At 68.8% G+C, this 14,600-nt stretch carries 14 protein-coding genes; 9 read left to right on the top strand and 5 right to left on the bottom strand.

Features of this window, described 5'->3' with window-relative positions; genetic code table 11:
• Positions 1-498, top strand: a 498-nt coding sequence (locus tag D457_RS33735) for a hypothetical protein (RefSeq protein ID WP_204367488.1), incomplete at its 5' end; no start/stop codon positions are given.
• Here D457_RS33735 and D457_RS36295 read toward each other — a convergent pair.
• Positions 454-606, bottom strand: coding sequence for a hypothetical protein (locus D457_RS36295; protein WP_017584277.1), 153 nt, complete (start codon positions 604-606; stop codon positions 454-456). The genes D457_RS33735 and D457_RS36295 overlap by 45 nt on opposite strands.
• A 138-nt stretch (positions 607-744) precedes the next feature.
• On the opposite strand from D457_RS36295, the gene D457_RS0129545 reads away from it, so the two are divergent.
• A complete protein-coding gene (locus D457_RS0129545) occupies positions 745-1,224 on the top strand; it encodes a nitroreductase/quinone reductase family protein (RefSeq protein WP_026117159.1) in 480 nt (159 codons plus the stop codon).
• 93 nt (positions 1,225-1,317) lie between these two features.
• Here D457_RS0129545 and D457_RS0129540 read toward each other — a convergent pair whose 3' ends face one another.
• Positions 1,318-2,163 carry a glycoside hydrolase family 16 protein gene (locus D457_RS0129540; protein ID WP_017584275.1) on the bottom strand — a complete coding sequence of 282 codons (846 nt, stop codon included), beginning with the start codon at positions 2,161-2,163 and terminating at the stop codon, positions 1,318-1,320.
• Between the two features lie 399 nt (positions 2,164-2,562).
• Here D457_RS0129540 and D457_RS0129535 point away from each other — a divergent pair, with 399 nt between their 5' ends.
• From D457_RS0129535 to mshC, 3 genes are all read left to right on the top strand, one after another.
• Positions 2,563-2,874, top strand: coding sequence for a hypothetical protein (locus D457_RS0129535; RefSeq protein WP_239646254.1), 312 nt, complete (start codon positions 2,563-2,565; stop codon positions 2,872-2,874).
• A gap of 216 nt (positions 2,875-3,090) precedes the next feature.
• Positions 3,091-3,279, top strand: a complete 189-nt coding sequence (locus tag D457_RS0129530) for a hypothetical protein (RefSeq protein WP_017584273.1) — start codon at positions 3,091-3,093, stop codon at positions 3,277-3,279.
• 389 nt (positions 3,280-3,668) lie between these two features.
• On the top strand, positions 3,669-4,892 hold the full coding sequence (gene mshC / locus D457_RS0129525; protein ID WP_083926900.1) for a cysteine--1-D-myo-inosityl 2-amino-2-deoxy-alpha-D-glucopyranoside ligase: 1,224 nt from the start codon (positions 3,669-3,671) through the stop codon (positions 4,890-4,892).
• Between the two features lie 345 nt (positions 4,893-5,237).
• Here mshC and D457_RS0129520 read toward each other — a convergent pair whose 3' ends face one another.
• Positions 5,238-5,786 (bottom strand): nitroreductase family deazaflavin-dependent oxidoreductase, encoded by a 549-nt coding sequence (locus D457_RS0129520; RefSeq protein WP_017584271.1) that lies wholly within the window; start codon positions 5,784-5,786, stop codon positions 5,238-5,240.
• 107 nt (positions 5,787-5,893) lie between these two features.
• Between D457_RS0129520 and D457_RS0129515 the strand changes: the two genes are divergently transcribed.
• The 3 genes from D457_RS0129515 to D457_RS0129505 all read left to right on the top strand — a co-directional run bounded on the left by D457_RS0129515 (position 5,894) and on the right by D457_RS0129505 (position 8,324).
• Complete coding sequence (locus D457_RS0129515; RefSeq protein ID WP_017584270.1) at positions 5,894-7,132, top strand: hypothetical protein; 1,239 nt, start codon at positions 5,894-5,896, stop codon at positions 7,130-7,132.
• A 240-nt stretch (positions 7,133-7,372) separates the two neighbouring features.
• Positions 7,373-7,759 (top strand): hypothetical protein, encoded by a 387-nt coding sequence (locus D457_RS33730; RefSeq protein WP_152514413.1) that lies wholly within the window; start codon positions 7,373-7,375, stop codon positions 7,757-7,759.
• Between the two features lie 139 nt (positions 7,760-7,898).
• Positions 7,899-8,324: an ABATE domain-containing protein gene (locus D457_RS0129505; protein WP_017584268.1), complete on the top strand. Its 426-nt coding sequence runs from the start codon at positions 7,899-7,901 to the stop codon at positions 8,322-8,324.
• A gap of 37 nt (positions 8,325-8,361) precedes the next feature.
• Here D457_RS0129505 and D457_RS0129500 read toward each other — a convergent pair whose 3' ends face one another.
• Together D457_RS0129500 and D457_RS0129495 are read right to left on the bottom strand one after the other, a co-directional pair.
• On the bottom strand, positions 8,362-9,561 hold the full coding sequence (locus tag D457_RS0129500; RefSeq protein ID WP_017584267.1) for a glycosyltransferase family 4 protein: 1,200 nt from the start codon (positions 9,559-9,561) through the stop codon (positions 8,362-8,364).
• A 271-nt stretch (positions 9,562-9,832) separates the two neighbouring features.
• Entirely contained in the window at positions 9,833-10,672 is an 840-nt protein-coding gene (locus tag D457_RS0129495) for a PAC2 family protein (protein WP_017584266.1), read from the bottom strand.
• Positions 10,673-11,013: 341 nt separating this feature from the next.
• Between D457_RS0129495 and metH the strand changes: the two genes are divergently transcribed.
• The gene (gene metH, locus D457_RS0129490; protein WP_083926901.1) at positions 11,014-14,487 is read left to right on the top strand and encodes a methionine synthase; all 3,474 of its coding nucleotides are present in this window, start codon (positions 11,014-11,016) and stop codon (positions 14,485-14,487) included.
• The last annotated feature ends 113 nt before the right edge of the window (positions 14,488-14,600 follow it).

Raw genomic sequence — 14,600 nt, 5'->3', positions numbered from 1 at the left:
ACAACATCCACCATGCCGCTGAACAGGTGGCGAAACGAGATCCCGCGCAAGGAAGAGGCGTGGCAGGACGTGGAGGCCGTTCGCGGCCCGGGAAGCGTCAACCGAAGCGAAAGGGCAACCCGCATGGGAAACCCTGAGCTGGAAGCCCCCGCGTTCACGCGGGGGAGACTTCACCTGCACCTGTTCGTCACTACGCAGCAGCAACTGCGTTCGGACTTCGGTGAGCTTAGGGATCACCTCAACCCCCGAGGGATGCTCTGGGTCTCCTGGCCCAAGGGCGGACGCCTGGGCACCGACCTCGACATGAAGAAGGCCATCGCGATCGGCTACGACCTCGGCATGGTCGAGAGCACCTGCCTGCGCGTCGACGAACTCTGGGCCGGGCTGAAGTTCACGCGCCCCAAGCCCGGCAAGATCTACCGGAACAGCTACGACACCCTGCCCCAGCAGAGATCAGAAGAACACGAGGAAGCCGAATCCCCCGAGCAGGGTCAGTGAGCCGAAGGCGACCAGGGCCACCAGGGCGTTCGAGCGGAACCGTTCCTCGTCGCCCGGGGAGAAGGGGCCGAGGTCGGTCATGTCCTGGGACTGGGAGGTGTTGTGCATGCCCTCATCCTGCCGTGTCCCGAGCCCGGGTACCAACGGGAACCGGGGTGTTCATCGCCTTCACTCCCGCGTCGGGCTCGCGTAGATTCGGTGCCAACGGGCGCTCGGAGCGGCGTCCCCGGTGAAGGCGGCCATGCCATGGGCACTACCGAACACGACCACTCACCGCCACGTCTTCCCCCTCGATGGTTCGTTCGCGCGTTCTGGGCCGGGCACCGGTTGCTGTGCCGCGTGACCGGCGGCCGGGCCGGACTCTCCCGTCCCAAGCCCGGCAAGTACGGCATGCTCCGGTTGCACACGGTGGGCCGTCGCACGGGTAAGCCCCGTGCCGTGATCCTCGCCTATTTCGAGGACGGCCCCAACCTGGTTCTTCTCGCGATGAACGGCTGGGGTGACCCGCCGCCCGCCTGGTGGCTGAATCTGTCGAAAAGCCCGGAGGCCAGGGTCGATCTGGTCGGGGAGCAGCGTTCCGTTCATGCCCGTGAAGCGCAGGGTGAGGAACGCGAGCGGCTCTGGGTGAGGTGGGGTGACTACTCGAAGAGTGTCGAGGAGCTGGACGGGTTCGCGGCGCTGCGGTCCCGGCGGACCCCCGTGGTTCTGCTGGAGCCGAACACCTGACCGGCTTCCGCCGATTCGGGGTTCGCCGAAGTGGTAGGCGCCGTCCACCGGGTGGGGAAGACCCGGTGGACGGCGCTCGGGGACGGCCGCGCGTCAGTCCAGGGAGTACACCCGGACGTAGTCGACCCGCATCTGCTGCGGGAACTGGGTGCTCCCGTCGGGGTAGCCGGGCCAGTCACCGCCCACGGCCACGTTGAGGATCATGAAGAACGGCTGGTCGTAGACCCAGGGGTTACCGCGGGTGTCCTGCCAGGTGTAGGTCTGGTAGACGATGCCGTTCACCGACCAGGTGACCGAGCCCGGGTACCAGTCCACGGCGAAGGTGTGGAAGGTGTCGGCGAAGGACCAGCCCTGCGGGTGCATGTAGGAGCCGGTGAGCGGGTTGCCGCCGTGGTATCCGGGGCCGTGCAGGCTGCCGTGCACCAGGTGGGGTTCGCGGCCGATGTTCTCCATGATGTCGATCTCGCCGCAGTCCGGCCACGGTGTGCCGGGGAAGTTGGCCCCGAGCATCCAGAACGCGGGCCAGATCCCCTGGCCGCGCGGGATCTGGATGCGGGCCTCGATCCGGCCGTACTGCGGCTGGACCCTGCCCTGGGTGGTCATGCGGGCGGAGGTGTAACCGCCGTGGGACTCCCGGCGGGCGGTGATGACGAGGTTGCCGTTGCCGTCCAGGGCGGAGTTGTTGCGGCTGGCGGTGTAGTTCTGGAGTTCGTTGTTGCCCCAGCCGTGGTCGCCGGTCTCGTGGTTCCAATGGGCGGGGTTGGGCGCGCTTCCTGCGGGACCGTTGAACTCGTCGGACCACACCAGGGTGGCCCGCGCGGTCGTGGCCGACGGTTTCGGTTGGGCTGATGCGGAAGCGGCGGGGATGGTGAGTCCCGCGGCCGTGAGCGCCGCCAGCGCGGCGGGGGCGACCAGGGCGCGGCGAGGGTACGAGCGCATGGGCTACTCCGGGGGAAGCCCCGTCGGTGCGGGGCGAGGGCGGGCGGAGTCAGTCAGCCATGGGCTGACTTGTGGGGACGCATAGGTGACGACCCAGCGTGACCGTCATGTGTCCCGTTGTGTTGAAAAGTTACTTTACGTTTATTAACCCAGTCTCGCAAGAGGTGAGAGATCACCGATCTGGTTCGAGTTCCCGTTCGTTTTCTTTGTTCCTGTCCCTCCGTAGGGCCGCAGTAGCTCTCGGGCTGGTGCGTCACCCTGTGGAGCGGGGGTATCGCCGCTGGTCAGCTGGGGGTTGAAACTTTTCCGGCGGAAGTTTTTCGAAAGCGCGTCATAGGCGAGGTGAGGCAACGTCTCATCCAGGAAAGAAGTTCGACGATCTACCGAGGAAACCCCATGATGAGCGCCCACTCCGTTCCCACCCCCGCTCCCCGCCCCCTGGTCGACCCCGCTGACCTGGTGGGCCAGTGGGTCCGGGTGAACGAAGACGGAACCGTTGGGCTGCTGCTCTCCGCTGACCGCGCCGGCTGGACTCTGCGTACCCCGACCGGGGTCCGCGCCGGGCAGGGGAGGCTGGCCGCCGAGGCGGTCACCCAGCGCACCGAGGCCCGGCCGGTCCGCCGGCGCCTGCGCGCCGTCATGGACGACCCCGGTTTCCCCGGCCGCGCCGATCTGGACATGCTCGACCTCCAGCTCGCCGCGCACCCCTGACCTCTGGCTGACGGGCCGGGTCTGTGTGTCGGGTGCCTTCGGTCGTGCGCTGCCTGCCTAGGGTGGGAGAGCGAGGCCGAGGGCACAACGTTTCGTGAGCCATGACCCAAAGAACACGTAAACCCCCTGCGTTACTGCGGCGTCTCTGAGGAAGACGGCACACTCGCCGTCGGACGCGCGTGCAAAAAACACGCGTACACAGCAGGGGAAACCATCATGGACCGAAACGGCAATTACCTCGAAACCGGAGCGTACTGGCTTCTTTACGTGGTCTCCATCAGCGGTGCGCTCCTGCACTGGCGCCTGGGCAACGAGCTCATGGCGGCACTCTGCGGCGGAGCAGCGCTGCTCAGCGCCCTGCTCATCGGCAAGGTTCGGATCACTCTGCCGGTTGAGGGGCGCTGACCGCGGGCCCTCCGGCGAACCTTCGTGTCGCCCACTGAATCCTCGAAGTCGTCCTCTGGCGTCCGCGTCGAATTCTCGGACCCGCTCTTCGTCATGCCAATCTCCCTGTCCTTCGGGTTTCCCGTGCCCGACCTTTTGGGCCTTTGGTCCCTTGGGTGTCGGGCCCACACGGTTCCCGGGTTCAATGGGCCACCGGTCACACCCATCCCACCGGTCGCTCCCGTCACTGGCCGCCACTCCCGTCCCGACGGCTGCTCCAGCCCTCGCCCGGACCCGCCGTTCCCCGTGGGCTGCTCTGGTATTCCCACTTCACCTGGGGTGATGATCACCTCGGCATGCGCCCGCTATCGGGTCGTTTGTCCCGTGCGCGTGCGGATAGGCTTCCCGGTATGCGTTCATGGTCTGCGCCTGACATCGTCCCCCTGCCGGGTACCGGCGGCCCCCTTCGTGTCCACGACACCGCCACCGGACGGATAAGGACGACCACGCCGGGCTCCACCGCGGGCATGTACGCCTGCGGCATCACCCCCTACGACGCCGCCCACCTCGGGCACGCCTTCACCTACCTGACCTTCGACCTGGTCAACCGGGTGTGGCGGGACGCCGGACACGACGTCAACTACGTCCAGAACACCACTGACATCGACGACCCGCTCCTGGAGCGGGCCGAGGCCACCGGTGTCGACTGGCGCGACCTCGCCCACCGCGAGATCGACGTCTTCCGCGAGGACATGGCCGCGCTGTCCATCATCCCGCCGACCTCCTACGTCGGCGTCGTGGAGTCCGTCGACCTCATCAGCGAGCTGGCCGTGCGCATCCGCGAGACCGGCGCCGCCTACGAGATCGACGGCGACCTCTACTTCTCCTCCGCGGCCGCGTCGAAGTTCGGCGAGATCAGTAACCTCGACCGCGAGGAGATGCTCGACCTCTTCGGCCAGCGCGGCGGCGACCCGCAGCGCGTCGAGAAGAAGGACCCCCTCGACTGGTTGCTCTGGCGCGCCGAGCGCCCCGGCGAACCCGCCTGGGACAGCCCGCTCGGCCGCGGTCGTCCCGGCTGGCACATCGAGTGCAGCGCCATCGCCCTGGACCGGCTCGGCCCCTCCTTCGACCTCAACGGCGGCGGCAGCGACCTGATCTTCCCGCACCACGAGATGGGTGCGGCCGAGACCCGGTGTGCGACCGGTCAGCCCAACGCCCACAACCACCTGCACGTGGGCATGGTCGGCTTGAACGGCGAGAAGATGTCCAAGTCGCTGGGCAACCTCGTCTTCGTGTCCAAGCTGCGCCAGCAGGGCGTGGACCCGGCCGTCATCCGCCTGGCCATGCTCTCCCACCACTACCGCGCCCCTTGGGAGTGGACCGACGCCGAACTGCCCGCCGCCGCCGAGCGGGCCGAGCGCTGGCGTGCGGCCACGGCCCTGGGCTCCGGCCCGGACGCGGCCCCGGTACTGGCCGCGGTGCGCGCCTCGCTGGCCGAGGACCTGGACTCCCCGGCCGCGCTCGCCGCGGTGGACGCCTGGGCGAGTGCCGCACTCACCGAGGGCGGCGCCGACACCGAAGCCCCCGGCCTGGTGCGCACCACCGTGGACACCCTTCTGGGCGTCAAGCTCTAGGAACTCCCACCGGGAAGTTCGAGTAGGAATGCTCCGGTGCCCCGGGGAGGGCAGGCCCCTCCTCGGGGCATTCGCGTGCCGGTGAAGCCTGTCCCTGGATCACCCGGGTTTCCCGAAGTACCCGGCTTCTCGGGTTAGGCTGGTGGACACCACAGACCTCACACACCTCCGTGCCCGTTCCCGTCCGGTTCGTCAGGGGCGGGCACGGGGCTTTTCTGGAGGTTTCCCGCGGGCTTCCCCCCGGGCGTCTCCCCGAGGCCGTTCGGCCCGGGTACTTCTCGTCCGCAGGGCCTCTCACGCAGGGCCTCTCACACCCAGGGCCTCCCGTACGCGTTCAGCGCTGCTTCAGCCCCGGGGCCTGGGCACGTCCGTCTCAAGGGGAGCGGAGAAGTCGGGAAAACGGGCCTCCTCCGAGTCCGGGACCAGCCGCACCACGGGGATTCCGTCGACCGGGTCGGCCCCGAGGCGCTCGTACTCCGCCACGCTGTCGCCGACGTCGTGGCCCAGCCCCCGCAGCATCGTGGCGGCCACCTCCGGGTGCTGCTGCGCGTAGTGCGCCAGCACCCGGCCGGACTCCTCCGGCGGCAGCAGCTCGGCGGTGCCCCGCTGGCGCCGGTTGCCGACTTGGAACAGGATCCGGGGTTCCATTCGGATGTTGCGGAACCATTGGGACCGGTTCCCAAACCCCGAGGCCACCATGACCGTGCCGGTGGTGTCGTTGCCGCCCACGACCTCCAAGACCGCCTGCCGGGCCTCGCCGGTGCTGCGCCCCCGGTGGGTGACCAGAACGAACCTGTCGCCCAGCACAGTGCCCAGACCCAGCCGGTAGATCCAGATCGGGGCCCGGAACAGCGCGCGCTGGATCGGGTCCTTCGGTGGCTGGGCGAAAGTCATGGCGGCCTCCTGCGACAGGGTTTCCGAGCGCCCGAGTGTACTGAGGAGCCCTTCCCCGACGCGCGGGCGCCACGCCAACGGTCACTGTCCGCTGCCATGATGCGCCCATGGACACCGCACCTGACAGCCTGCGCACCACCGACTGGTCTTGGACCTTCCACGCCTACGGCCCCGGCACCGACGCCCCGAAGCACCTCGCCGCCCTGCGGTCCGGGCAGGACAACAAGGTCGCCGACGCGCTGGGATACTTGTACAGCGCGATCCTGCACCAGGGCACCGTCTACCCGGCCACACCCCCGGCGGTGCTCCACGTGGCCGACCTGCTGTCCGACCCCGCGGCCGACCGGCCGGTCCACCGCATGTTCGACGGGGCCATGGGTACCGACGCAGCACCACTGCGCCAGCACCTGCTCCGCTTCCTGGCCGACGTGGCCTGGTCCGTCGCGGAGGTCTGCGGTGGTTACTCGGACGCGGAGCTGGACGCCCTGGCCGACCCGGGTGAGCGGCGCGGTGAGCTGGACGCGTTCCTGGAACGGGTGGCCCGCAGCGAGGACGGCGATGCGGACGACGGCGAGGAGATCTGGGAGGACCCGCTCCTGGAGACGGTGATGCACACGGTCCTGCGCGATCTGCGCCGGGCCGCGCCCGTGCTGCTCGAGGCGGTCCGCCCCCTGTTCACGCACCGGGACCGCGGTGTGCGCCAACGGGCGGTGACGGCCGCCGGAGCGCTGAGCCGGATGGGCGGGGGACTGGCCCTGGACCTGTCGGGCGCCGCCGACTACGCCGAGTCCCGCGACGAGGGCGCCGCGATCGTCCTCGCTCTGGTGGAGAGCGGTGGCGACACCGCAGAGTTTCTCACCCACCACGACCCGGCCATCCGCGCCTGCGCCGCGCTCGCACCCTCCCTTACCGACGATCCCGCCGCCACCGCAGAACTCCGCACGGCCCTCCTGGACCCGGCCACCGCCGACGCCTGGTTCGCGGACCGCCCGGGCTATTTCGATGGACACGTGCGGTTCTCCCTGGTCAAGGCGCTCGTGGAACGCTCCGAATCCGAGGACGCACCCGACCTGCTTCCGGTCTTCCAGGCTCTGGCAGGGGTGTCATCCCCGTTCACCGCGGACCGGGATCTGCAAGGCCTGCTCCGCCTGGCCCTGGGCAGGGAGGAACGGAACGCCGCTCCGCCGCTGGAGCACCCCACCGAACTCCAACGTGCCTATCTGAAGGCGATGGTGGACAGCGACGGCCTCTGGGACTCGAGCATCGCCAACTTCGCCTTCCTCCTGAAAAGGCTCGGCCTGTCGGAGAACCGAGCTGCTTTGAGAGGCCTGGCAGAGAATTCGTGACCGTCTGCGCTGGAAAAAGCTGCCGGTAGTGGGCCCGAGCGCGCCGTAGAGCCCTGGCCAGCGTTGCTGTACGGATTCGTTGGTTACGATTGAGAATTCCCCCTCCTCCAGGTAAGGCGTCTCATGGGATTCAGTCGGCACCGGCCCCGAATCCGGCCGGAAAACACGGGTGGGATGTCGTTGGCTTCTCTGATGGGGTTCCTGGGGTCATCGAGACCCCCGATTTCGCAGAGGATCCAGGTGGTCGTGGCAGGCGGGTCCGCGCGGATCGTCCTGGTGGGGGTGCTCCTGCTCGGGCTGGTCGGTTGTCAGGCGCGCATCAATCAAGTCAGGATAGAGAACGAACTCGATGTTCCCGTGGTTGCTTGGACCAGCCCGAACCGCGATAACCTCGAGGAACTGGACTTTGAGAGCAGGTGGCAAGTACCACCAGGAGAATACGAGTGGGTCTACTACTCTCCTGACAAGCCGAGTTTCCCCTGGAATATCTGGCCGTTGATGTTCTGGGAGCCGAATCCCTGCGCGGACGACCTTTATATGTTTGTGGTGGCCGAGGACGGGCGTGAGTTCGTACGGGAACCTCCGCTGTGTGCGGACGACGGCTGGGAGTGGACCGTCTCCGACTGACGGTGGTCGGATCCGGGGTGGGCTGCCTGATACGGGGGTTGGGTTCTGTCTGGTTTCGTCCTTTTATGCGTGGCCACCTGTGGTCACGACCTTGCTGAAACACCACTATCGGGGTGCTCGGCGTGGTGGGATGACGGCCATGACCACGACTTCGACCAGTACATCCACTCGGCCCAGTGCCGCCGCGGAGCTCATCGCGGACTTCGTCTCCACCGGCGGCCGCCTCTCCGATCGCGCCGACCTCGCCCGCTTCCTGCGAGAGCACCGACTCGTCACCGAAGGTGCCATCCCCATCACCCTCGCCGACCTCGACGAGGCCATCACACTGCGCGACGGCATCCGCTCCCTGCTCGACCGCGGGACTGCCCCCGACCCCGAAGTCCTCGGCCGCGCGCAGAAGGTCCTGGACGGGTTGCGCGTCACCGTTCGGCTTGAACCCGCCGAGCAGGCCGAGTCGCCCCTGGCTCCCGCCGTCGTCGACGAGGTCCGTCGCGGCCTGGCCCGCATCGCCGGGGCCTGGGCGGCGGTCCTGGCCACGGGGGAGTGGCGCCGCCTGCGCCTGTGACCGCTGGGCTCGGGAGCCGGGCGGGCCCCGGTGGGGCTCAGCTGAACAGGGCGGCCAGCGGGCCCTTCTTTTTCGGGGCGGCGGCCCGGCGCCGCTCCAGGAACTCCTCCCACTGCTGGGTGATGTCCTCCAGCTGGTAGGCCGAGGAGGAGGCCAGCGCGGCCTCGCCCATGCGGTGGCGTTCCTCGCGGTCGCTGACCAGGCGTGACAGCGCCTCGCCGAGGGCCTTGGTGTCCTGCGGCGGGACCAGTAGTCCGTTGCGGCCGTGCTCGATGATCTCCCTGGGGCCGTGCGGGCAGTCGAAGCTCACCACCGGGACCCCCACGGAGAAGGCCTCGATGATGGTCATCCCGAAGCCCTCCACCCGGGAGCTGACCGCCAGCAGGGAGGCCTTGGACAGCTCGCCCAGCATGTCGGTGGTGCGGCCGCGCAGGCTCACATGGTCACCCAGACCCAGCCGGTCGATGGTCGCGCGCAGCTCCTCGTCCCGGTCCCCGCCGCCGTGGATGTGCAGGCGCCACTGCGGGTGCTCGGCGACCACGTGGGAGAACGCCTCGACCAGCAGCGGGTACTGCTTGACCGGGGAGAACCGCCCGGCCGCCGCGATCACCGGCTCGTCCAGGGCAGCCCGAGGCGGTTCATCCGGCTCCAGGGCGTTGGGCAGCGCGGTCAGCCAGTCCTCGGAGGCGCCGAGCAGCTTCTCGTAGGCGGCCCGGTCGGTCTTGGTGAGTACGCTCAGCCCGTCCAGCTTCGGGTAGGCGCGGGTGATGGCCTTGCGGACCTCCGGTTTGTGCTCCTCCAGGTTGAGGTGCTCCTGTCCGATGGTCAGCAGGCGCGAGGGCGCCCAGGCGGCGATGAGTAGGTTGATCCCCGGGCGGGTGCCGATCACCACGTCCGCCTTGGTGGTGCGCAGGTAGCGGCGCAGCCCGGTGACCGCCTCCGGGGTGAAGTTCTTGTTCCGGCGCCGCTCCGCCTTGGGCACGATCTTGTCGGCCTGCTTGGCCCAGCGCTCACGCACGCGTTCGCGGGGGCGTTGGACCACCGGGTGGTCGGTGTCGTCGCTCAGCGGGACCAGCTGGACCCCGTCGGCGGGGGTGAAGAAGGGTTGTCTGCGTTTGCGGACCAGACTCACGATCTCCACCTCGTGGCGAGCCGACAGCCCGCGCGCCAGGTTGTGCACGGTTCGGACCGTGCCACCCATGGCGTAGCCGTTGGCGATGACGAAGGCGATTCTCAAAAGTTGTCCCTGCAACCCCACCTCGCGCGGTCGGGGAGGGTACTCGTCCCAGGCCCCGGGGCGGCAGGCCATCGGGCCCCGGAGTGCGTGTACCCCCGTACCACGCACTCCGGAGCCCTGGCTCTTTCCCCCGGTCCGCGAGCCATCACCCGCAAACTAGCGGGGAGCACCTAAAGATGAGGTAACGGAAAACCAGGACGCTGTGGACATTCATCCGGAGATGGGTTAAGCAGCAGCTCGGGGCCGGTCGATGCGATCGGTCCCACCCGCCCTAACCGTCGTCGCGGCGGCGCAGGTAGCGCTCGAACTCCTGGGCGATGGCGTCACCGCTGGCCTCAGGCAGCTCCACCGTGTCCTTGGCCTCCTCCAGGCCGCGCACGTAGGCCGCTATGTCCTCGTCCTCGGCGGTGAGGTCGTTCACGCTCGCCTCCCAGGAAACCGAGTCCTCGGGCAGGTCGCCCAGCGGAACCTCGGTCTCCAGGAAGTCCTGGACCCAGCTCAGTAGGGCCAGGGTCGCCTTCGGGCACGGCGGTTGGGCCACGTAGTGGGGGATGGCCGCCCACAGCGACACCGTCTCCACACCCGCCGAGCTGAACGTGTCGTGCACGACCCCGACGATGCCGGTCGGCCCCGAGTACGTGGCCGCCTCCAGCCCGTACCGGGTGCCCAGCTCCAACGGCGAGGACATCCCCGTCACCGGGATGGGGCGGGTGTGCGGGGCGTCGGCCAGCAGCGAGCCGAGGATCACGGCGCGCCGGACCCCCAGCTCACGCGCGATCGCGAGCAGGTCGGCGGAGTAGGAGCGCCAGCGCATGTTCGGCTCGGGACCAGTCACCAGGACGACGTCGCGCCGCGAACCGGGCGGCCGGACCACCCGCACCCGGGTGGTGGGCCACTCCATGGAGGTCAGCCGGCCGTCGGCCACGGTCATCCGTGGCCGGGTGACCTGGAAGTCGTAGTAGTCGTCCGGAGCCAGGGCGCACAGCTCCTTGGCGCCCCACTTCTCGGACAGGTGTTCCACGGCGAGGCTCGCCGCCTCACCGGCGTCGTTCCATCCTTCGAACGCCGCCACCATCACAGGCTCGACGAGCTCGCGGTCGAGCTGGATCATGGACGGCCCCTTCCTGGACGCGGATGATCACCACCCTATGGGGTGGCGCCACAGCCCGGAAACCGTAATTCGGACTCCGGCCACGGAGGTTACTCTCGCCACTTTGGGACACCCGTCTCACGTGGCGAAACACCCGATGGGGTAGCCTCGCGACCAGCGACTGACAGGGCGTGATCGCCCTAGGGCCTGTTCCGCGGAACTCGCCCGAGGACACTGCCGTCCCCGGCCGCCCGACCCCGCCCCGCGCCGTGGGTCGACCCAGCCACCGTTCCCGCCCGTGCCGCTTGTCACCGGGACACATGCTGGGCCGCCGCGGTGCCCCGAGACTAGAGTTGCTGAACATGAGAGATCGACGGACATTCCGTGAAGCACTGTCCCAGCGAGTTGTCGTGGCGGACGGGGCGATGGGCACCATGCTCCAGGCGCACGATCTCGACCTCGACCAGTTCGAAGGTCACGAGGGCCTCAACGACATCCTCAACCTGACCCGGCCCGACATCGTCCGGGACACCCACGCCGCCTTCTTCGAGGTCGGCTCCGACTGCGTGGAGACCAACACCTTCTCCGCCAACTACGGAGGCCTCTACGAGTACGGCATCGAGGACCGCACCTACGAGATCGCCGAGGCCGGGGCACGCATCGCCCGCGAGACCGCCGACGCCTACAGCACCGCGGACCAGCCCCGCTACGTCCTGGGGTCGGTCGGCCCCGGAACCCGGCTGCCCACCCTGGGCCACGCTCCCTACACCTTCCTGCGCGACTACTACGAGAAGTCGGCGCACGGGCTCATCGACGGCGGCTCCGACGCCATCCTGATCGAGACCTGCCAGGACCTGCTCCAGGTCAAGGCCGCCGTGGTCGGTGCCAAGCGTGCCCGCACGGCCCTGGGCAAGGACGTGCCGATCATCGCCCAGGTCAGCATCGAGACCAACGGCACCATGCTCATGGGTTCGGAGATCGGCGCCGCCCTCACCTCCCTGGCCCCGCTGGGCATCGACGTGATCGGGCTCAACTGCTCCACCGGCCCCGCCGAGATGAGCGAGCACCTGCGCTACCTGTCGCACCACTCGCCCATCCCCATCTCCGTGATGCCCAACGCGGGCCTGCCCGAGCTGGGCCCCAACGGCGCGGTCTACAACCTCTCCCCGGAGGAGCTGACCGACGCCCACGACACCTTCACCGCCGAGTTCGGCCTGAGTCTGGTCGGCGGCTGCTGCGGCACCACCCCCGAGCACCTGCGCCAGGTCGTGGAGCGGGTGCAGGGGCGGGGCATCAAGAACCGCAAGCCGCTGGTCGAGGCGGCCGCCTCCTCGCTCTACCAGAGCGTCCCCTTCCGCCAGGACGCCAGCTACCTGGCCGTGGGCGAGCGCACCAACGCCAACGGCTCCAAGAAGTTCCGCGAGGCCATGCTGGCCGAGGACTGGGACGCCTGCGTCGAGATGGCACGCGACCAGATCCGCGACGGCGCCCACGTGCTCGACCTCAACATCGACTACGTCGGCCGTGACGGCGTGCGCGACATGCGCGAGCTCGCCTCGCGCTTCGCCACCGCCTCCACCCTGCCGATCATGCTCGACTCCACCGAGCCCGCCGTGCTGGAGGCCGGGCTGGAGGCGCTGGGCGGTCGCGCGGTGATCAACTCGGTCAACTACGAGGACGGTGACGGCCCCGACTCCCGCTTCACCCGCATCATGCGGCTGGTGCAGGAGCACGGCGCCGCCGTGGTCGGTCTGTGCATCGACGAGGAGGGCCAGGCCCGCACCGCCGAATGGAAGGTGCGGGTGGCCAGCCGCCTGATCGACGAGATCACCGGCGACTGGGGCCTGAACACCGGCGACATCATCATCGACTGCCTTACCTTCCCCATCACCACAGGGCAGGAGGAGACTCGCAGGGATGGCATCGAGACCCTCAACGCCATCCGCGAGCTCAAGTCCCGCTACCCCGAGGTGCAGACCACACTGGGCCTGTCCAACCTGTCCTTCGGTGTGAACCCGGCCGCCCGGATCGTGCTTAACTCGGTGTTCCTGCACGAGGCCGTGCAGGCCGGGCTGGACTCGGCGATCGTGCACGCCTCCAAGATCGTGCCGACCAACCAGATCCCCGAGGAACAGCGCAAGGTCGCGCTCGACCTCATCTACGACCGGCGCGAGGGCGACTACGACCCGCTGTCGGAGTTCATCGACATGTTCCAGGGCGTGGACGCCAAGGCGATGAGGGCCTCGCGTGCCGAGGAACTGGCCGCCCTGCCGCTGTGGGAGCGCCTGGAGCGGCGGATCATCGACGGTGAGCTCACCGGTATCGAGGCCGACCTGGACGAGGCGCTCGAGAGCAAGCCCGCCCTGGCCATCGTCAACGACACCCTGCTGTCGGGCATGAAGACCGTCGGCGAGCTGTTCGGCTCCGGCCAGATGCAGCTGCCGTTCGTGCTCAAGTCCGCCGAGGTCATGAAGAAGGCGGTCGCCTACCTCGAACCGCACATGGAGAAGACCGACGACGACGGCAAGGGCCGGATCGTGCTCGCCACCGTCAAGGGCGACGTTCACGACATCGGCAAGAACCTCGTGGACATCATCCTGTCCAACAACGGCTACGAGGTCGTCAACCTCGGTATCAAGCAGCCGGTGTCGGCGATCCTGGAGGCGGCCGAGGAGAAGAAGGCCGACGTCATCGGCATGTCCGGCCTGCTGGTCAAGTCCACGGTGATCATGAAGGAGAACCTCGAGGAGATGAACTCCAGGGGCATCTCCGAGCGCTTCCCGGTGCTGCTGGGTGGTGCCGCGCTCACCCGCTCCTACGTGGAGCAGGACCTGGCCGAGATGTTCGGCGGCGAGGTCCGCTACGCCAAGGACGCCTTCGAGGGCCTGCGGCTGATGGACACCTTCATGGCGGTCAAGCGCGGCGAGGAGGGTGCCAAGCTCCCCGAACTGCGCCAGCGCCGGGTCAAGCGCGGGGCCACCCTCAAGGTGACCGAGCCCGAGGAGATGCCCGCCCGCAGCGACGTGTCCACCACCAACAGGGTGCCCGTTCCGCCGTTCTGGGGCGACCGGATCAGCAAGGGCATCCCGCTGGCCGACTACGCGGCCTTCCTCGACGAGCGTGCCACCTTCATGGGGCAGTGGGGCCTCAAGGCCACCCGCGGGGGCAACGGGCCCACCTACGAGGAGCTGGTGGAGACCGAGGGCCGTCCGCGCATGCGGATGTGGCTGGACCGCATCCAGACCGACGGCCTGCTGGAGGCCGCGGTCGTGCACGGCCACTACCCCTGCTACAGCGAGGGCGACGACCTGGTCGTGCTGGACGAGGACGGGGTCACCGAGCGCACCCGCTTCACCTTCCCGCGCCAGCGCCGGGACCGGCACCTGTGCCTGTCCGACTTCTTCCGGCCCAAGGAGTCGGGGGAGCTGGACGTGGTGTCCTTCCAGGTGGTGACGGTGGGCGCGGCGATCAGCCGGGCCACCGCGAAGCTGTTTGAAAGAGACGCCTACCGCGACTACCTGGAGCTGCACGGGCTGTCGGTGCAGCTCACCGAGGCCCTGGCCGAGTACTGGCACACCCGGGTCCGCGCCGAGCTGGGCTTCGCGGGGGAGGACCCCGCCGAGCTGGACGCCTTCTTCAAGCTCGGCTACCGGGGCGCCCGCTTCTCCCTGGGCTACGGGGCCTGCCCCGACCTGGAGGACCGTGCCAAGATCATGAAGTTGCTGGAGCCGGAACGCGTGGGGGTGGCGTTGTCCGAGGAGTTCCAGCTTGTTCCCGAACAGGCCACCGACGCGATCGTCATCCATCACCCTGAGGCGACATACTTCAACGTCTGACCTACCGGTCGAGAGGGCGGCCCCGCCGGTGAACGTCACCGGTGGGGCCGCTCCCTGTCAGGGGTCAGCCAGTCATCGCCGGAGGCCGGCGACCACCCGGCTGCCAACCGGCC

It is taken from the genome of Nocardiopsis valliformis DSM 45023 (genome assembly GCF_000340985.1).
In the GTDB taxonomy this organism is placed as follows: Bacteria; Actinomycetota; Actinomycetes; order Streptosporangiales; family Streptosporangiaceae; genus Nocardiopsis; species Nocardiopsis exhalans.
The sequence above is the reverse complement of the archived record's forward strand: the minus strand, read 5'-3'. Positions and strand labels throughout refer to the sequence as shown.